At 41.5% G+C, this 17,236-nt stretch carries 18 protein-coding genes and 3 tRNA genes; 3 read left to right on the forward strand and 18 right to left on the reverse strand.

The genetic code is table 11. The annotated features are described in order from the left end of the window. From PHC85_01285 to PHC85_01295, 3 genes are all read right to left on the reverse strand, one after another. Positions 1 to 858, reverse strand: coding sequence for a transketolase (locus tag PHC85_01285; protein MDD5032741.1), 858 nt, complete (start codon positions 856 to 858; stop codon positions 1 to 3). Between the two features lie 37 nt (positions 859 to 895). Next, on the reverse strand, positions 896 to 1,522 hold the full coding sequence (locus tag PHC85_01290; GenBank protein MDD5032742.1) for a hypothetical protein: 627 nt from the start codon (positions 1,520 to 1,522) through the stop codon (positions 896 to 898). 89 nt (positions 1,523 to 1,611) lie between these two features. Then, positions 1,612 to 2,070 carry a C40 family peptidase gene (locus tag PHC85_01295; protein ID MDD5032743.1) on the reverse strand — a complete coding sequence of 153 codons (459 nt, stop codon included), beginning with the start codon at positions 2,068 to 2,070 and terminating at the stop codon, positions 1,612 to 1,614. 93 nt (positions 2,071 to 2,163) lie between these two features. Here PHC85_01295 and PHC85_01300 point away from each other — a divergent pair. Then, positions 2,164 to 2,237: transfer RNA gene (locus tag PHC85_01300), tRNA-Met, on the forward strand. Positions 2,238 to 2,257: 20 nt separating this feature from the next. Continuing rightward, positions 2,258 to 2,331 (forward strand) — tRNA-Asp (locus PHC85_01305). A gap of 62 nt (positions 2,332 to 2,393) precedes the next feature. Here the strand turns inward: PHC85_01305 and PHC85_01310 are convergent. Further along, entirely contained in the window at positions 2,394 to 2,792 is a 399-nt protein-coding gene (locus PHC85_01310; protein ID MDD5032744.1) for a hypothetical protein, read from the reverse strand. Between the two features lie 559 nt (positions 2,793 to 3,351). Here PHC85_01310 and PHC85_01315 point away from each other — a divergent pair. Then, positions 3,352 to 3,423, forward strand: a tRNA-Ile gene (locus PHC85_01315). A 158-nt stretch (positions 3,424 to 3,581) separates the two neighbouring features. Here the strand turns inward: PHC85_01315 and PHC85_01320 are convergent. The 14 genes from PHC85_01320 to pilM all read right to left on the reverse strand — a co-directional run bounded on the left by PHC85_01320 (position 3,582) and on the right by pilM (position 17,235). Continuing rightward, entirely contained in the window at positions 3,582 to 4,145 is a 564-nt protein-coding gene (locus PHC85_01320; protein MDD5032745.1) for a hypothetical protein, read from the reverse strand. 45 nt (positions 4,146 to 4,190) lie between these two features. After that, a complete protein-coding gene (gene gatA / locus PHC85_01325; GenBank protein MDD5032746.1) occupies positions 4,191 to 5,642 on the reverse strand; it encodes an Asp-tRNA(Asn)/Glu-tRNA(Gln) amidotransferase subunit GatA in 1,452 nt (483 codons plus the stop codon). After that, complete coding sequence (locus PHC85_01330) at positions 5,638 to 5,958, reverse strand: aspartyl/glutamyl-tRNA amidotransferase subunit C (GenBank protein ID MDD5032747.1); 321 nt, start codon at positions 5,956 to 5,958, stop codon at positions 5,638 to 5,640. The genes gatA and PHC85_01330 overlap by 5 nt, the downstream gene beginning before the upstream one ends. A gap of 361 nt (positions 5,959 to 6,319) precedes the next feature. Beyond that, on the reverse strand, positions 6,320 to 8,389 hold the full coding sequence (gene ligA / locus PHC85_01335; GenBank protein MDD5032748.1) for an NAD-dependent DNA ligase LigA: 2,070 nt from the start codon (positions 8,387 to 8,389) through the stop codon (positions 6,320 to 6,322). 32 nt (positions 8,390 to 8,421) lie between these two features. After that, a complete protein-coding gene (locus PHC85_01340; GenBank protein MDD5032749.1) occupies positions 8,422 to 9,189 on the reverse strand; it encodes a prepilin peptidase in 768 nt (255 codons plus the stop codon). A 108-nt stretch (positions 9,190 to 9,297) separates the two neighbouring features. Then, on the reverse strand, positions 9,298 to 9,807 hold the full coding sequence (locus PHC85_01345; GenBank protein MDD5032750.1) for a type II secretion system protein: 510 nt from the start codon (positions 9,805 to 9,807) through the stop codon (positions 9,298 to 9,300). A gap of 126 nt (positions 9,808 to 9,933) precedes the next feature. Continuing rightward, entirely contained in the window at positions 9,934 to 11,142 is a 1,209-nt protein-coding gene (locus PHC85_01350; GenBank protein ID MDD5032751.1) for a type II secretion system F family protein, read from the reverse strand. A 6-nt stretch (positions 11,143 to 11,148) separates the two neighbouring features. After that, positions 11,149 to 12,222, reverse strand: coding sequence for a PilT/PilU family type 4a pilus ATPase (locus tag PHC85_01355; GenBank protein MDD5032752.1), 1,074 nt, complete (start codon positions 12,220 to 12,222; stop codon positions 11,149 to 11,151). Positions 12,223 to 12,294: 72 nt separating this feature from the next. Next, entirely contained in the window at positions 12,295 to 12,738 is a 444-nt protein-coding gene (locus PHC85_01360; protein ID MDD5032753.1) for a response regulator, read from the reverse strand. A 34-nt stretch (positions 12,739 to 12,772) separates the two neighbouring features. Beyond that, the gene (locus PHC85_01365) at positions 12,773 to 14,482 is read right to left on the reverse strand and encodes a GspE/PulE family protein (GenBank protein MDD5032754.1); all 1,710 of its coding nucleotides are present in this window, start codon (positions 14,480 to 14,482) and stop codon (positions 12,773 to 12,775) included. A gap of 60 nt (positions 14,483 to 14,542) precedes the next feature. Then, positions 14,543 to 14,884 (reverse strand): hypothetical protein, encoded by a 342-nt coding sequence (locus PHC85_01370; GenBank protein ID MDD5032755.1) that lies wholly within the window; start codon positions 14,882 to 14,884, stop codon positions 14,543 to 14,545. Positions 14,885 to 14,895: 11 nt separating this feature from the next. Beyond that, positions 14,896 to 15,450, reverse strand: coding sequence for a hypothetical protein (locus PHC85_01375; protein ID MDD5032756.1), 555 nt, complete (start codon positions 15,448 to 15,450; stop codon positions 14,896 to 14,898). A 22-nt stretch (positions 15,451 to 15,472) separates the two neighbouring features. Next, the gene (locus tag PHC85_01380) at positions 15,473 to 16,090 is read right to left on the reverse strand and encodes a hypothetical protein (GenBank protein ID MDD5032757.1); all 618 of its coding nucleotides are present in this window, start codon (positions 16,088 to 16,090) and stop codon (positions 15,473 to 15,475) included. 8 nt (positions 16,091 to 16,098) lie between these two features. Continuing rightward, a complete protein-coding gene (gene pilM / locus PHC85_01385) occupies positions 16,099 to 17,235 on the reverse strand; it encodes a type IV pilus assembly protein PilM (protein MDD5032758.1) in 1,137 nt (378 codons plus the stop codon). Position 17,236 lies beyond the last annotated feature (1 nt).

Genomic DNA, 17,236 nt, shown 5'->3' on the forward strand with positions numbered 1-17,236 from the left:
TTATTCATAATCACTTTTTATTTTGCCGCAAAGAGACCTTAATTGCGCCAGCGCTTTTTCCGCTTCCTCGGGTTTTGGCACTTTGCCGTGCCAAGAGCAATCGAATTCCATAAAATCAATTCCTTTCCCGGGAATCGTATGGGCCAAAATCATAACCGGTTTTTCAAAAACAGCTTTCGCCTCGTTGCAAGCGTTAACAATCGCTTCTATATTATGCCCGTCAACTTCGATAACGTGCCAGCCGAACGATTCGTATCTTTCGCGAAGCGGTTCTTTCGGCATAACGCTTTCTGTGTATCCGTCTATCTGAATATTATTTCTGTCCATGATAAAAGTGAGGTTGTCCAAATGCCATTTTCCGGCAAGCATAGCCGCTTCCCAAGTCATACCCTCGTCCATTTCGCCGTCGCCAACAAGACAATAAATCTGATGTTTCTTTTTGTTCATTTTCGCGGAAATAGCCATGCCAACCGCTATGCCCTGACCAAAAGCCAAAGGTCCGGAACTGTTTTCTATCCCCGGAAGCGCTTTTCTGTGAGGATGTCCCTGCAAACGGCTGCCCATCTTGCGCAATGTTTTTAATTCTTCGGTCGGAAAATATCCGGCGCGAGCCATGGCCGCGTATTGCACAGGACAAATATGACCATTGGATAAAATAACCCTGTCGCGTTCTTCCCATGCCGGATTTTTCGGATCATGTTTCAACACTTCAAAATAAAGCGCGGTAAAAACATCCGCCATGCCCATAGGACCGGCAGAATGTCCGGATTTCGCTTCAACGAGCATATTGATAATATCCTCGCGAATTTGCCTTGCGGTATCGTCTAAGGATTTTAATCGTTCATCGGATAAATACATGATATATTTTTTAATTTATTAATTTATTTCTTGTAAATTATGCGTTCTTTAATTCTTCTACGGCCATTCCTATATCCTTTGCGGAAAAAATATACGATGCCGTAACCAAAATATCGGCTCCGGCCTCAGCGGCTTTTTTAGCGGCTTCTTTATCTATTCCGCCGTCAACTTCTATTATAGCAGACGGACAATTTTCTTTTATGTGGATTATTTTATCAAGGCTTTCTTCTAAAAATGTTTGCCCGGCCAATCCGGCGCGGACTGACAAAATTTGAAAAATATCAACTTTTTCGTAAAAAGGCACGAGTCTGGTCCACGCAGTGTCCGGGGCTATGGCTATTCCGACTTCTTTTCCGGCTTTACGGCATTTATCCGCGACCAAAAAAGGGTCTTTCGCGGTTTCAAGCTGAAAAATAATCCTGCTAATCGGCTCTATAAGCCAATCTTCAACTTTTTGGTCAATATCGTTTATCATCAAATGCGCCTCCAGTTTTAGAGGCGTTTTGATATCGGCTAAATCTTTCGGATTATGCCAAATAATATTTTGCGTAAAAGTGCCGTCGCAGACGTCTATCTGCGCCCATTCTGAATACGGCTCAATTAATTTTATCTGCCTTTTAACTTCCTCAAAAGATTCTGCGTTGATAGCGGGTATTATTTCCATATTGAAAGATTATACCACCCCGCCAAAATCCGCGCGAGGCAAAAAAAGCCCCGTTCTGCGAAACGGGGGCTTGTTTGGCCAATGCCATGCTAAAAAAATCTTTTGATAAGAACTATGGTGCTGGCATTGTACAGCGGATTTTCAAAAGGGAAAATTTTCTGTTCAATTACTCCCGAAAAGCCGTTGCTATTCGTGGCATGTATAATGCTGTTCCCGCCAACAAAAAGAGCGACGTGCCCAATATACAATTTCTTTTCCGGAAATAAATCATGTCTGTAATGGCCCCTTTCGCCTTCAAAAAAGACAAGGTCTCCCGCTTGAACATTTCGTCTTCCGCAAACCTCAAAACCCTGCCGATCCGCCGCCTGAAGAATCGTTGAACGAGGAATCTTTATGTCAGCTTTGGCAAAGACGGACTGGATGAAAGAAGAACAATCAAATACTTTATTCTCAACGCCAAGCTCATCAAGATATGCCCCGTATTTGTAAGGACTGCCGATAAGACGTTTCGCCTCTTCTACTACTATTTCAATCTTTTTATTCTCCATAAAGCGTTCCTCCTTATTTAAAAAACCAATTTTATACAAGCTTACACTCTTATTGAAATTTGTCAAAGTTTAATGTATCCTTGTATAATTAAAGCCGGCGTAGCTCAGTCGGTTAGAGCATGGGACTCATAAACCCAAGGTCAGTGGTTCGATTCCACTCGCCGGCATTGTACGATTGAAAATTTTTGCGGCTGTAGCTTAGCGGTTTAAAGCGCTTCCCTGTCACGGAAGAGACCGTGGGTTCAAATCCCATCAGCCGCGCTTAATTAAAATTCCCGACATAAAGTCGGGAATTTTCCGTTATTGCTGCAGCTTACTGCAGCTTAATATTTCTTGACCAAGACAGTAAAAGAAGGGGCCTCAAAATTAAAAAATGAAACTTTTTTTAATTCCTGGCTCAACGCCTCAATCTCACAAGGGTCGGATGAATAAATTTTCACAAAAGGAAAACTCACATCGCAATGGTCGTCGCAAACAAAAGCGGCAGTATCAAAATCTTCTAAGATAACCTTGCTTTTTGCTCCGGCTTTTTGTATGGCGAGTTTTACGGCTCTTGTAAAATCCTGCCGTGTTTTTTGCGGCAAATTTTTTGCCCCATGAATTTCAACAACCGAAACAACTTCGTTTTTCGTCATATTTCCGCTCTCCTTTCTCCCGTCTAAAATCTCAAAATAAACAAATTTATTATTATCAACGTCCTGTTCCCTTCTGTCTTTTATCACAATGCCAAAAAGAAAACAAGAAAGGCAGGTTAATGTTTAACCTGCCTCAGAAAATCAAGCGTTAAGCTCTACGAAAAGCTTTCAACCGGACCTTTATCAAAAATTTAAGATTTTTATAGCCGGCAAAAAACATAATAAACGGCCAACCGTAGATTTCCTTGTATTGCCGGAACAAAAATTTTATCTGACGCGGGTCCTTAAAGTCTGATAAAAAAATTCCGCTAGACTTTTGAATCAACCAGTAAAAACGGAATTTTGTGATTTTGTTGAATAAAAATAGAAAGAAATTAGGCGGAGGGATGAGGCAGACTTTCGGTATTGACCTGTTGTAATCTTCGGCTCTGGCATGTTTTATTTGATAATAAAGCACCCCTGTTTTTCGGTACCACCAAAGAAAAATAATAAAAGCAAAAATCATCAATATTTCCATTTCTATTTCCCCCTTTTTTTAAGATTCAACATCAGATTTTATCTAAACTAATTTTTACCGCGCTGATAAAAAATAATCAAGTGCTTGTTTATTTGGGAAAAAACTGTTATATTTTAAAAATAAATTTATCGCGGGGAAGTGTAACGGTTGCACACGAGGCTCATAACCTTGTAGTAGTAGGTTCAATTCCTACCCCCGCAACACAACAACAAAAAACATCCGCTTGCCGGGTGTTTTTTGTTGTTGCTATTGAGGAACTAAGCGCGAAGAAAATACCACTTCAGGCGGAGAAAATAAAATAGAAAAAATTTATTAACCTATTCATTATAGGAAGGGGAAATCATTGTTTTTATTTTGATTTATATATACTCCACTTCCTTCAGCGCTTTTTCATAAAGCGACAAAACCTCCTTGGCTTCATCTTGAGTAAACTCATACGCTTCGCCTTCAAAATCTATATTCTTCCGCACCTCGTGAGCTCTCCACACATCATAAATTCCTTTGAATTTATGATGGTCTATTTTTGAAAGCCTTTCGCCGAAAGTTTCTCCCTGATACCCTATTTTGATTATTATCTCATCAATAATATTATCCGCCTCAACAACCGCCCATTTCCAATCCTCCGGGTTTTCCGAGTCCCGAAGTCTTTTTACTTTATTCCATCTTTCAATCCTTTCCTGCGGAGAAAAGTCCGCCGTCCTTTTTAAAAGTTCCGCTAATTTTGTTTTTCTCATTCTGAAAAGCATAAGCAGGACGCACAAAATTCCAAAGAAAAGGATAATGGAAAGAACCACCGAAAATATTTTTACCTGAGAAAAAGAGCCGAAACGCTTCCATTCTCCGGTCGTGAAGAAACGGTTTGATTCTTCAAAAAAAACCGAGATGCGATAAAAAATGTATTCCAAATTCAGATAAGGTTTCATAAAAACAAAAGATAAATACAAACAAGACGGAAAGAACAAAATAATTTAAAAATTCTCTTCAAAAAATTTGCCTAAAGAAAATAATCTTTCTTCTTCAAACCACGGAGCCATAAATTGAACGCCTATCGGCAATTTTTTCGCTCCAATTTCCGCGTACCCGCAAGGCAAAGAGATTGCCGGAACTCCGCTTAAATTTGCCGACACGGTAAAGATATCCGCAAGATACATCTGTACGGGGTCTTCTGTTCTTTCTCCAAGTTTAAAAGCCGGCGTAGGGGTTGTCGGACTCAACACGACATCAACATCGGTAAAAGCCCGGTTAAAATCGGCTTTCATCAAATCTCTGGCTTTTTGCGCCAAACCGTAATATTCGTCATAATAACCGGACGAAAGAACGTATGTTCCAAGCAAAATCCTCCTGCGCGCTTCCCTGCCAAAACCTTTTCCTCTTGTTTCTTTATAGCCGGCCAAAAGATTTTCTCCGGATTTTGAAAATCCGTATTTTATACCGTCGTATCTCGCGAGATTTGAAGAAACTTCGGCTGGCATAATTACATAATAAATTTCAAGCGCGTATTTCAAGCTCGGCAAACTGATTTCTTTTATTTCATATCCTGAATTTTTGAAAAACCCTATCGCTTTAAAAACATTTTCGGAAACGAAGTTATCAATGCCTTTGTTTTCACCGGATAAATTGAAAAATTCTTTTGGTATTCCTATTTTCAGCTTTTGACTATCGTCCGCCGGCCGACGAATCGATTTTCTGTTTTTGGTTTCTTCACTGGTAGAATCCATCGGGTCGCAATCTCGTATGGCGTTAAAAATTATTTCCGCATCTTCCACGGTTTTCGTCATCGGGCCTATCTGGTCCAAAGAAGATGCCATGGCAATAAGTCCGTGTCTTGAGACCGCTCCGTAGGTCGGTTTAAACCCCACAATTCCGCAAAAACCGGCCGGCTGCCTTATTGAACCGCCGGTGTCGGAACCAAGCGCGGCAAGACACATCTGGCTGGCGACCGCGGCGGCGGAGCCGCCGGAAGACCCGCCGGAAACTCTTTCTCCGTCATAAGGATTTTTGGTCGCTCCAAAAGCGGAATTTTCGGTTGAACCGCCCATGGCAAATTCATCAAGGTTGGTTTTTCCTAAAAATATGGCGCCTTCTTTTTCAAGCTTATCAATAACCGCGGCATTGTACGGCGCTTTGAAATTTTCAAGAATTTTCGACGCGGCAGTGCACTTTTTTCCTTTTATCAAAATGTTGTCTTTTATCGCCAAAGGAATCCCGGTCAATTCCGAAAATCGCCCTCCCTCTTTGATTTGCTCGTCAATTTTTTCCGCCTTCTCCATTACATCGTCAAAAACTTCCAAATAAGCGTTGATATCGCTGTTTCTTTTCTTGATGTTTTCAAGATAAAAAACGGAAAGTTCCCTGCTGGAAATTTCGCCGGTTTTTAGAAGTTCGTGCGCTTTTTTTATTGAAAGTTCGGATAAATCAATCTTCGTCATTATCAAAAACTTTTTTAACCTTAACAAACCCTCTCTCTTTCTGCGGCGCTTCTTTCAAAAACGTTTCGCTGTATTCGGCTTCCTTATGCGGATTCTCGTCTTCTCTTAAAACGTTCTTAAGTCCCGCGCTGTCCCCGTTTTCGTTTTCAGCCGAGATAATCTGCAGTTCACCCGGCGCTTGTTTTAATTTTGAGATGAACGTCACGATATCATCCAAATTTTTTTGGAGCACTTTCAACTCGCTGTCAGGAACATCCAAACGGCCAAGTTCGGCTAATTTTTCCAACTCTTTTTTCGTAAATGCCATGTTTTAATATTACACGCGCAAGGAGATTATTAAAAGCATCCGCTTCGAACCTCTGGAATATTCCTTTCGCGACACGCTCTCTTCGCTCCAGCGGCTCACTCGCTCGTCTACGGCGAAAAAAATTTTTTGTTTTATAAATTTTAACAAAAAATACCAATCTTTTTTCGTCTTCGAATGATCTTGAAAGAAATATTACCGAGGTTCGCTAAAAACCAGTAGGGAGCAGAATGTTTCCTCTGAGCGGATTGTGTAGGCGTTTTGGCATGGTCCCCGCCCTTGGCGGGGCAAAACGCCGGAACCCTCGGAGTCCCGCGCTGGCGGGACGAGAATGAGCGAAGGGAAAACATTCTACTCCCTACTATCACAACAAAGAAAGAAACTCTTTTTCACTTAAAATTTTTACGCCGAGCTTTTTCGCTTTATCAAATTTTGAACCCGGCTCATCGCCCGCCACCACGAAATCCGTTTCTTTTGAGACCGATTCGGAAACATCACCGCCAATTTCGCGTATTTTGGCTTTTGCTTCCTCTCGCGGCATAGAAGAAAGAGAACCGGTCAGAACGAATTTTTTGCCGGAAAATTTCCCTTTTTCCCTCGGCTCATACGGCTCAATTTCCACGCGTTTCAGTAAATTTTCCAAAAAATTTTTATTCGCGTTTTCCCTAAACCAATCAAAGACGCTTTGCGCCACAACAGGCCCGATATCTTTTACTTCCTGAATTTCTTCCAAAGCGGCATTTCTGATTTTTTCTATATTTTTAAAATGATCCGCCAAACTTTGAGCGGTTTCTTCGCCGACATGCTGAATGCTTAAAGAAATGATAAATCTGGGCAAAGAAATTTTTCTTCTTGATTGAATCGACTTTACGAGGTTGGAAGCTGATTTCTCCGCGAACCTTTCAAGCGGAGCTATATCGCCTTCTTTAAGGTCAAAAAGGTCCGCCGGATTTTGTATAAGCCCGCTGTCCAAAAGCGCGTTTATTATTTTCGGTCCAAGCCCTTCTATGTTAAAAGCCGGCCGCGAGGCAAAATAATAAAGCGTTCTTCTTTTACGCGAGGGGCAATTTTTATTTACACAACGCAGATTAACTCCGTTTTTCCCCGTCCCGCTTTTATCGGCATCGCGTTCTATTTCTTTTCCGCAAACCGGACATTTTTCAGGCATATGAAAACTTTTTTCCTTGCCTGTCCGCAATTCCGTCAAAACTCTTTTTACGTCGGGGATAACGTCTCCCGCCCTGCCGACAATAACGGTATCGCCTATTTTTAAACCCAGCCGTTTTATCTCATCTTCGTTATGCAAAGTCGCGCGGCTTACAACAACTCCTTTTATGTCCACGGGCTTTAATATCGCAACCGGAGTAAGCACGCCCGTGCGGCCAACTTGAATTTTTATGTCTTCAAGAATCGTTGCCGCCTCTTCTGGAGGAAATTTGTAAGCAATCATGTAGCGTGGAGCTTTTCCGATAACCCCCATTTTTTTCTGCAAATCTATTTTATCAACCACAACAACCACGCCGTCGCATTCAAATGGAAGCCTCTCGCGGTCTTTTGTCCATTTTTTATGAAAATCAATAACGCTTTTTGAATCCGCGCGGACTTCGTTGCGCTCTATTGTTTTAAAACCCAACATCTTCGACAAGGCGTGTTCTTCATGGTGATAAACCTGACCAAAGTCGGAAAAAATTCCGTAAACGTAAAAATCCAGCCGGCGCGAGACGGTAATTTTTGAATCAAGCTGGCGGATGGAACCGGCGGCCGCGTTTCTGGGATTCGCAAAAAGAGGCTTCCCTTCTTTTTCCAGCCCGCGGTTAAGTTCATTAAAAACTTTTTTTGTCATTACCGCTTCTCCGCGAATTTCCATCTCGCCGTTTGCCGCAAGTTCCAAAATTCGTTCTTTCTGAAAAAATAAATTTCCGGATTTTTCAAATTCTTTTTTCTCGGGAATCCTTAATCGTAAAGGGATCGCGTTTATTGTTTTTAAATTTTGAGTCACGTCTTCTCCCGTTTTCCCGTCACCCCGGGTGGAACCCAAAACAAAAATTCCTTTCCTGTACAAAAGGCTTACTGCAAGGCCGTCCATTTTAAGTTCACAAAAATAATCAATTTTTTCGCCGGGCGCGAGTTTTTTTATTCTTTCTTCCCATTCCAAAAATTCCTCTTCTCCAAAAGCGTCGTTTAAAGAGAGCATCGGAATTTTGTGAGGAACCTTCGCAAATTTTTCAAGAGGCTCTCCTCCCACTCTCTGGGTCGGCGAATCGAAAGTGATAAATTCGGGAAATTTTCTTTCAAGCTCTTCCAGCTCGTTTTTTAAAGTATCGAATGCGGCATCGGAAATTTCAGGATTATCCAAGACATGATAAAAATATCTGTGTTTGTTTATCAGTTCTTTAAGTCTTTCTATCCTTTCTTTTGCTTCACTTTTATCCATGTTTTACAAAAACGCCGGCAAAAAATTGAAACTTATGTCCAAAAAAATGCCAAAAGAGAGCCGAAGACAAGAAACGGGCCGAAAGGAATTTTGCTCTTAAGCCCGTAGCCTTTTTTAAGCGAAATCAGCAAAAGCCCGATTATTGAGCCTACCCAAAACGCGAACAAAAATCCGAAAAATACTTTTTCAAATCCCAAAAACCAGCCAAGACCTAAGGCGAGCTTGGCATCGCCAAAACCCATCCACTTTCCTTTTGACAAAAACCAAAGGACGGCAAAAAAACCGCCAAAAAGAAATCCCGCTGACAAATCCAGAAGAAAATCGTAGAGGCTGAAACTTGAAAAATAAATCATGTAATTAAAAGCGAGCGCGTTGAAAAACCAAACATAACCGTTCGGAATTATAAAATGAAGAAAATCATAAACCGCGATAACGATTAGGATTGAAACAATAAGCCAAAGAAAAAACACGATCCCAAGCAAATGGAAATTGGAAAATTGATTGAAAATTAAAAATTTAAAATTAAAAATCAGCAGGAACAACAGCCCCGTTATTGTTTCTAATATCGGATACTGCCAGGAAATTTTGCTTTTGCACCCCCTGCATTTCCCTTTTTGCGCCAAAAAACTGAAAATCGGAAAAAGCTCCTTCCACTTTAATTTTTTTCCGCAGGAAAAACATTTTGAATTTCCCCAAAAAACGCCCTCGCCGGTGCCGCGCCTAAGTATAAGCACATTCAAAAAACTGCCTATGACAGACCCGAAGATAAAAACAATTATGCCAAGAACAACATTATTCATATTCTAATTTTACCATATCTTTTTTATTTCTAAACACGGCGGCATAAACAGAAACCCAGCTCCTTATAAGGGGGCTGGGTTGCCTGTTTCAATGCAATCTGAAAGGAATTACGGAGTTACGTCGTAGCAAGCATCAGTTCCTGCACCATCAGTCGCATCGCAGTCAGCGTCGTTTCCGTCAAAACCGAAGTCAGCTGAAGGAGACTTATCTGCATCATTATCAAGAGCAGCATTAGAAGTATCTTCTAGGACCGCTCCAAGATGGTAATAAAGACAGTTGCCCGCATCAGCCACGGCGCACGCGCCTCCAGCGCTGCTATCCAAATTATCATAAGCATAGCCTGCGAGAGAGCTAGGGTCAGTCGGAACTACAGCTATATACGTAGGAGCAAGAGTAGACAATGCATCCGGATAACCAGTTTCAGTGGCGCACGCTGCGTCATAACAAAGCTCAAGCGCCAATTGAATTTGTTTTAAGTCCGCAATTCTTCTAGCATCTCTTGATTTCTGCCTCGCGCTGTTCAATGACGCCAAAACTACTGACGCCAAAATACCAATGATGGCGATAACCACGAGGAGTTCAATTAAAGTAAAGCCCTTATTTCTTTTGCTAAACATTTTTTAATTCGGTATTAAGTTAATCGACCTTTTGGTTAATTGCTTAATTACAAATTCATTATAACGTTTCTGACTTTATTTTTCACGTTTTGTTGTGGATAAGTTTCTTTGCAAGACAACTCCGCATTATACCGCCATCGCGATGTTGTAAATCGGCACCAAAACAGAAGCCAGAAGAAGCCCGACACCGACGCCCAAAACAACGGTCATCGCCGGCTCAATAAGACCTATCATTGTTTCAAGAGCGTCGTCCATTTCTCTTTTATAGAAACCCGCCAGCGTTTTAAATATAAAATCCAATTTCCCTGTTTCTTCCCCTATTTTTATCATCTGTCCCATAAGAGGCGAAATTTCATGATACCTGGAAAAACTTTCGGAAATAGTGGCGCCTCCTTTAACCGATTCTATCGTATCTTTTAAAATCGCCCTGTAAATCGGGCTCTCAACCACATCCGATGTTATTTCCAAAGACCTTATCATGCTCACGCCTCCGGTAATCAAAGTTTCCAGGTTGTCGGCAATACGGGCAAGATAAAGCTTTTGGTATAAAGTTCCAAGATAAGGAATAGAAAGCTGGAGAGAAGCGACTTTAAGACGGCCATCGGGTGTTTTTGAATATCTCCATAAAAGGAAAACTCCTACTGCCAAAAAAAGGAAGAAAAAAGCTCCGTAATTTCTCAAAATATCGCTTGTGTACATTACCGCTTTCGTGTAAAGAGGAGCCTCCTGCCCGCTTTCTTTAATAATATCGGTGAGTTTGGGAATAACAACAACCATCATTACCACAATTACACCGATAAAAGCGGCAACAACGAAAGCTGGATAGATAAGCGCTTTTTTCGCTTTGCCTATAAGTTCGGCATTGCGTTCCAGATAATCAGCCAAATGTTTGAAAATTTCATCCAATTTTCCGGATTCTTCCCCTGTCTTCACCATGCTTACGTAAAAATTAGAGAAAACTTTCGGATATCGCGAAAGCGCTTCCGCGATCCTTGAGCCGCCGCTTATATCCACGACAATGCCATTTAGAACCTCGCGCATAGCAGGATTTTCAATTTCGGCAGAGAGAAGTTTAAAAGCGCTCAATACTGAAACTTTCGCCTCAAAAAGAGTCGCTATCTGTCTTGAAAGCATCACTATATCTTTTCTTTTCACTTTTTTAAAAGAAAAAATATCCTTGTCAAAAAAAGGAATCCTGCTTGATTTTGAAACAAGGGAGATTACTATCAGGCCTCTTCTTTGGAGAGAACTTAAGGCGATTTCCTGGCTTGACGCTTCCAGTTCGCCTTCTTTAATTTCTCCGTTAGGCGTTGTCGCTTTGTAATAAAAAAGCATAGAAAATCAAGAATTTAAATCAACGAGCGCTTTGGGATTTAAAGAAAAAGCAAGCGCGTTGTCCATGCTTATTTCACCGCTTCTCACAAGATTCAAAAGTGAACTATTCAAGCTTATCATCCCTTCTGACGAACTCGTTTCTATAACTATATCTATCTCGTGCGTGCGACCTTCGCGTATCAAATTCCGAATCGCCGTGTTTGCTATAAGAAGTTCGTACGCGGGGATAAGCCCTCCGGAAATCCTCGGCACAAGCCTTTGGGAAAAAATGCCAAGCAAACTTCCCGCAAGCTGCAGGCGAATCTGGTTTTGCTGGTCCGCCTGGAAAGAATCTATAATTCTGTCCACGGTCTGGCTTGCGTTGTTGGTGTGAAGCGATGAAAAAACCATATGCCCGGTTTCCGCCGCGGTTACGGCAATTGCGATACTGTCCGGATCTCTCATCTCGCCTATCATTGCCACGTCCACGTCTTGACGGAACATGGCGCGAAGGGCGCGCGGAAAATCTTCCGCGTCAGTCCCCACTTCGCGCTGATCTATTGTTGATTTGTCTTGTATGAATAAATATTCTATAGGATCTTCAATCGTCACAATATGCTGATTCATTTCATGATTTATTATATCTATCATCGCGGCAAGGGTGGTTGATTTACCGTGCCCGGTAGGACCGACTACAAGGAAAAAACCTTGTTGCTTTAAAGCAAATGTCCTTAAAAGATCCGGCACATTCAGGTCTTCAAGATTTTTTATTTCGGAAGGAATAAAACGCATCGCCAAACCCATGTAGCCTTTCTGCCTGAAAGCGTTACATCTGAAACGAGCTTTATTCGCGGCATTATACGCGAAATCCAAATCTCCTTTTGCCAAAAGTTCCGTTTTTTGACTTTCTTTTATCATGGAAAAAACGATTCCTTCTATCAATTCCGGCGTCATCATCGGCTTCTTTACCAAAGGAACCAGTGTTCCGGAAACCCTCACGGTCGGGTGCCTGCCAACGGAAAGATGCAAATCAGACCCGCCTGATTCAACGACGGAAGTAACCAAATCATTAATTTCTTTTAAATAATCGATTGAAGGCATCAAAATAATTTAAGAAGATAAAATACCGATTATAAAATTACAATTTTATATTTTTGTTCCAAAATTTCCGTTTTAAGCTCTCTTCCTCTCCAATACCGACTTGATTTTTTCGACAACTTCAGTGGGCGTAAAATTCGCTTTTACGATGTAATCCGAAGCGCCAAGCTTTATTCCTTTGTCTATATCGTCTTTTTGCCCAAGATTGCTTAAAATGATTATCGGAAATTTTCCGATAATACCTTCCGTCTTAAGCGCTTCTAAAAATTCCAGACCGGTCATTTTCGGCATGACAACATCCAAAAGCATGATATCCGGCCGAAATCCGCCTTTTAATTTATTCAGAGCGTCATCCGTGCTTTTTGAAGATTCCACACTAAAGCCGGATGATTTGAACTTTACCGAATACATGTCCAAAAGAAAATCATCGTCGTCTAAAAGGAAAACCGTAATTACCTTATCCATTGTTTTTTCGGACTCGGGCGAAAGATCGCTTGCGGTTGTGTTTCCTTGAGACATAATTTTATTTTTGATTAAGAGTGCCGCCGTATCATCATATTATTTCCCTCAACTGTTCAAGCCCTATGGTGCCGTCTAAAACCTTTAAAATTCCGTCTTGCCTCATTGTTATCATCCCCTGGCTGAATGCTTCTTTCATTATAGCCGATTCTCCCGGATTTGTTAAAATTATTTTTTCAAGTTCTGGCGTCATCGACATAACTTCAAAAATTCCGATCCTCCCCCTGGTGCCTCTTGGACACTGCGCGGAAGGCAAGGCTTGATAAATAGTATCGGGGATTTCGACCTTTTCCCTTACTCCGGCAGGCATTTGCTTTATCTCTTCTTCAAGCATAGCCCTTACTGTGCCGGAAACTTTTACTCCTTTTTTTGATTCGGGACAAAGAGTCCCGACAAGACGCTGAGAAATTGCCGAAATCAAAGTTGCCGGAATAAGAAACGGGTCAACTCCCATATCTATAAGACGCGGAATAACGCCGGTGGCGGTATTCGTGTGAAGCGTTGAGAAAACAAGGTGACCGGTCAAAGCAGACTGCACCGCCAGCCGCGCTGTTTCTTTGTCTCGTATCTCGCCAACCATGATTACATCCGGGTCTTGCCTTAAAATTGACCTTAACCCGCTCGCGAAATCATAACCGATCTCCGGCCTTACCTGCGATTGGCTCATTCCTTCCAAATTATATTCAATAGGATCTTCCAAGCTCACAGCGTTGCTTTTTTCCTTATCCAAAAGATTGAGCATCGCGTAGAGAGTGGTAGTTTTTCCGGAACCGGTGGGACCGGTTATCAAGATCATTCCATAGGGCTTTTCAAGCCCTTCTTTTACCATTTTTAAATTTCTTCCCAAAAGACCGACTTCTTCCAATTTTTTGAGCCCCTTAGTGGCGTCCAAAATTCTTATCACTATTTTTTCTCCGTAAAAAGTCGGAAAAGTGGAAACGCGAAAATCAATCCTTTTACCGCCGACGCCCGCCTCAAAACGACCGTCCTGCGGTTTTCTTTTTTCGTCCAATTTCATGTTAGTAAGAATTTTTATTCTCGCGACAACCGCCTCGTGCACTTTTTTCGGCAAAGTAAGACTGGTGTACAAAACGCCGTCAACCCTGAACCTGACTTTCAGCCGGTCGTAAAGCGGTTCTATGTGTATATCCGAAGCTCTTCCTTCTATGGCATGCCTTATGATAACGGCAACCATTTTTGTAATCGGCGCCTCTTCGGTGGAAGTGGCCATTTCTTCCGCCTGTTTTATGTCTTCCGGCAAAGTCTTCTGCGCGATAACCGATTCCAATTCATCAAGAATTTTTACTGTTTCGCCGCCAAGACTTTGATAGCTATTCAGGGCGTTTTTCAAATCAGTCGAAGAAATCAGAAACAGCTTGAACGGCATATTCAATTTCGAAGATAAAAACTGAAGAGCTTCTCGGGCCTCCATATCGTCCGGATTTACAATCCCCACTTCCATAACTCCCTCTTCAACGCCAAGCGGCGCGAATTTGTAAAAACGAACGGATTCTTCGGGGATATTTTTTATTATTTCAAAAGGTAAAGTCAAAGAACCCTCCACTTTTTTTATCGGCAACCCGAAAACTTCGCTTTTTGCCTTAGTTATTTCATCTGCGGAGATATTTCGCTTAACAAGAATTTCTTCAAGGTCAGCCCCTGTTTCGTCGGCCTCTTTTTTGCTCTTAAAAAGAAGGTCATTGGAAATAATATTATTTTTTACTAAAACTTCTCCAAAAGTCATAAAATAAAAAATTCAAAATTACTGTCTTGCAGTTTGTAATAGGCGAATCGCGGAAATTTATTATATCCCATTCGCGGGAGCGAAAGGATTTTCTCTTCCTATTTTGTCAGGGTAAGGAATGACAGGCGTAAGATCTTTAAGCGCTTTAAAATCAGACCGGCCAAAAAATCCAGTATCAATCTCTATGTTTCTTATGCGCGTTACTATCTCGACAAAATCCTTGCCTACTATACTTTCGTCAGCAAGAATGGCCGGAGAACCAAGATTTATTGAATCGATTGAAGGCAAAGCCACGGAGCCCGAAGAACTGCCGCCTTTGAAAAAATTCGCATAAATATAGTAGCTAGCCACAGCCAAAATCGCCAAAGACAGAATAAAAATTAAATTGCGTTTATTAAACATTTTATCGGTTTTTATTTTTTGAAATAAGCGTTGGCGGTCATGGAAAATTTATGCACGTTGGTTTCGCCACTCTCGGAAGAAAATTCTATTCCCGTAATATCCATGAAACGCAGACTGCGCTGTATCTCGTCAAAAAAAGATTTAGCCGCCGGATAAGAAGCCGAAAAAAACATATTTACCTGTAGCACAGAGCGGCTTTCGCCGCCATTTTCTCCGGGCAAATTGCTAGCGGCCTGAGGTTTTGATTCGGCCTGGGTCTGAAGCTGTTCTATAATCACTCCCGACGCCGACGCGATATTTGAAAGTTCCACCATAAGTCTTAAGCTATCGGCGTTTTCAGGCACCATCTTGGAAAGACGCTCCAAATTTTTCGGGTCTATGGAATTATATTTATCCAAAAGTTCATCTCTTATTTTTTTTGTTTCGCGCGATTCGCTAAGCGCCGAATCAAGCGCAGCCTTGTGCGTTTTTAAAGTTTTTATTTGGTCTAATGCCGGTTTCGTCCAAGAAAGGAAGACTCCGACGGCGGCCAACAGCATTATTATTATTGTAATTCCTCTGCCCATGTGTTTAAGATTTAGATCATTATCATTTATTTATCTCTTCGCTTATTACCAAACTCAAGGAAAAAGACACTTCACCTTTTTCCGTCAAATTAAAATTTGAAAAAGAAAAATCTTCTATGTTTTTATTTTTATTGAAAACATCCGATTGCTGAGCCAAAGCCTCATAATTTTTAGCCTTCCCCGAAAGCTGCACTTTTATGCTATTTTGCTCTCCTTCGCTTGAAACGACTTTTGTTTTTCCTTTTTCATTTCCTACCGCTTTGCCGTAAGAATAAGAAAAGTTTGAAAAATACACATCCTTGACCGTCGTCTCTTCAACCAGCTTAAAAACCCTCGTCGGATAAAGATGATTCCCCAAAAGAGCGCCTGCGTCGGGTATTGAAAAAGAAAGATTCTCCATCTGCGCTATAAGAGACAATTCAAACGCAGCCTTTGCCCTTTCCAAAGAAGCGGAAAGATCGGTTATCTGCTGGCTTATCATTCGCTTATATAAAAGAGATCCGCCGAAAGCCAAAAGAGAAATAGTCAAAAGAAAAACCGAGATTTTCATTAAAAAACCGGAGCTAACCTTGCGGTAATAATCTTTCCCCGTTGAAAAGGAACTTTTTGGCATGAAAGATATTTTTCCGGAAGTTTCCATAAAAATTTTTACAAATCCCTCATCGCGAGACCTGTTGCCACCGCGAACACAGGGCTAATTTGTTTTATGCTTTCCTGAAGGAAAAGCGGGTATTCTGTTTTTGAAAAAGGGTCGGCAAGCGAAACTTCAACTCCCAAGTTTTTCACCGCCATATCGGTTATTCCCTTTAGAAGCGCGCCGCCGCCGATTAAAACAATTTTACTCACTGAATTCCCGTATTTTCTTCCGTAAGCAAGCGACATCTGTTTTGATTCGGCAAAAATAAAACTTAAAACAGTTTCCATTACATTCACGAATTCGCGATACTCCGGCCTCGGCGAAAGACCTATCTCCTGTTTCATCTCCTCCGCCCTTTCAAAACTTATTTTTAATGAATTGGCGATGGCGGTTGTTATCGCCTGTCCTCCTTTGTCGACGGCATGTGTCATTCGCAACGCTCCCTTATCTATAACGCTTATCTTTGTAGACGAAGCGCCCAAATCAATCAGCATAAACGGAGCTGTCTGTCTGAATATGGAAGAACGCCACTCGCTAAAAACTTCTATCTCAAACGCTTTAACTTTCATTCCGGCTTTTGAAATTATATGCTGATATTTCATAATCACTTCCCTTTGAATCGCCGCAAGAAGCACTTCAACCATCTGTTTTTTTTCTGTTTTTCCTCCGGAAGAAAGAAGTTGTTGTTCTTCCTCTCCTGTTTCATCCGAACCCGCGTCAAGAACCCACCAATCAAGGTCAACTTCGTTCAAGGGGACCGGAATATATTTTCTGGCTTCAAAACCTATCATCTCATTCATATTCTTTCCTCCTTCCACCAAAGGAATTTTTATCGTAGTCAAAAAACTGCTTTTCACCGGAATAGAAACAATCGCGTCTTTAGCGCCCGCTCCCGATTCTTTGGCCAAATCCATTATCATGGAAACCGCCGCTTCCTCTGAAAGTTGAGCGTTCTGCCCTATTGGACGATTCGCGTACGGCCCGGTGGCAAGTTCTCCGTATGTTTCAAGGATCGCTTTTTCTTTTTCTTTTTTTAGCTGAACTATTTTCACCGATGAACTGCCGATATCAATACCAATAACTCTTTGGTCTTTCTGCCAAAATTTTAAATCAGGGGAAAGTGTCTTACCGAATAATGTAAAAGCCATC

The organism is Candidatus Paceibacterota bacterium (assembly GCA_028711505.1).
Classification (GTDB): Bacteria; Patescibacteriota; Minisyncoccia; order JAHISW01; family Tagabacteraceae; genus JAQTSC01.

Bases quoted from the DNA above. Each gene is read 5' to 3' on its own strand.
- PHC85_01295 (MDD5032743.1), bottom strand. From the start codon at position 2,070: ATGGAGAATAAAAAGATTGAAATAGTAGTAGAAGAGGCGAAACGTCTT.
- PHC85_01330 (MDD5032747.1), bottom strand. From the start codon at position 5,958: ATGGCATTTACGAAAAAAGAGTTGGAAAAATTAGCCGAACTTGGCCGT.
- PHC85_01365 (MDD5032754.1), bottom strand. From the start codon at position 14,482: ATGACTTTTGGAGAAGTTTTAGTAAAAAATAATATTATTTCCAATGAC.
- PHC85_01345 (MDD5032750.1), bottom strand. From the start codon at position 9,807: ATGTTTAGCAAAAGAAATAAGGGCTTTACTTTAATTGAACTCCTCGTG.
- PHC85_01340 (MDD5032749.1), bottom strand. From the start codon at position 9,189: ATGAATAATGTTGTTCTTGGCATAATTGTTTTTATCTTCGGGTCTGTC.
- PHC85_01285 (MDD5032741.1), bottom strand. From the start codon at position 858: ATGTATTTATCCGATGAACGATTAAAATCCTTAGACGATACCGCAAGG.
- PHC85_01320 (MDD5032745.1), bottom strand. From the start codon at position 4,145: ATGAAACCTTATCTGAATTTGGAATACATTTTTTATCGCATCTCGGTT.
- PHC85_01360 (MDD5032753.1), bottom strand. From the start codon at position 12,738: ATGTCTCAAGGAAACACAACCGCAAGCGATCTTTCGCCCGAGTCCGAA.
- PHC85_01380 (MDD5032757.1), bottom strand. From the start codon at position 16,090: ATGGAAACTTCCGGAAAAATATCTTTCATGCCAAAAAGTTCCTTTTCA.
- PHC85_01350 (MDD5032751.1), bottom strand. From the start codon at position 11,142: ATGCTTTTTTATTACAAAGCGACAACGCCTAACGGAGAAATTAAAGAA.
- ligA (MDD5032748.1), bottom strand. From the start codon at position 8,389: ATGGATAAAAGTGAAGCAAAAGAAAGGATAGAAAGACTTAAAGAACTG.
- PHC85_01375 (MDD5032756.1), bottom strand. From the start codon at position 15,450: ATGGGCAGAGGAATTACAATAATAATAATGCTGTTGGCCGCCGTCGGA.
- PHC85_01355 (MDD5032752.1), bottom strand. From the start codon at position 12,222: ATGCCTTCAATCGATTATTTAAAAGAAATTAATGATTTGGTTACTTCC.
- PHC85_01290 (MDD5032742.1), bottom strand. From the start codon at position 1,522: ATGGAAATAATACCCGCTATCAACGCAGAATCTTTTGAGGAAGTTAAA.
- pilM (MDD5032758.1), bottom strand. From the start codon at position 17,235: ATGGCTTTTACATTATTCGGTAAGACACTTTCCCCTGATTTAAAATTT.
- PHC85_01370 (MDD5032755.1), bottom strand. From the start codon at position 14,884: ATGTTTAATAAACGCAATTTAATTTTTATTCTGTCTTTGGCGATTTTG.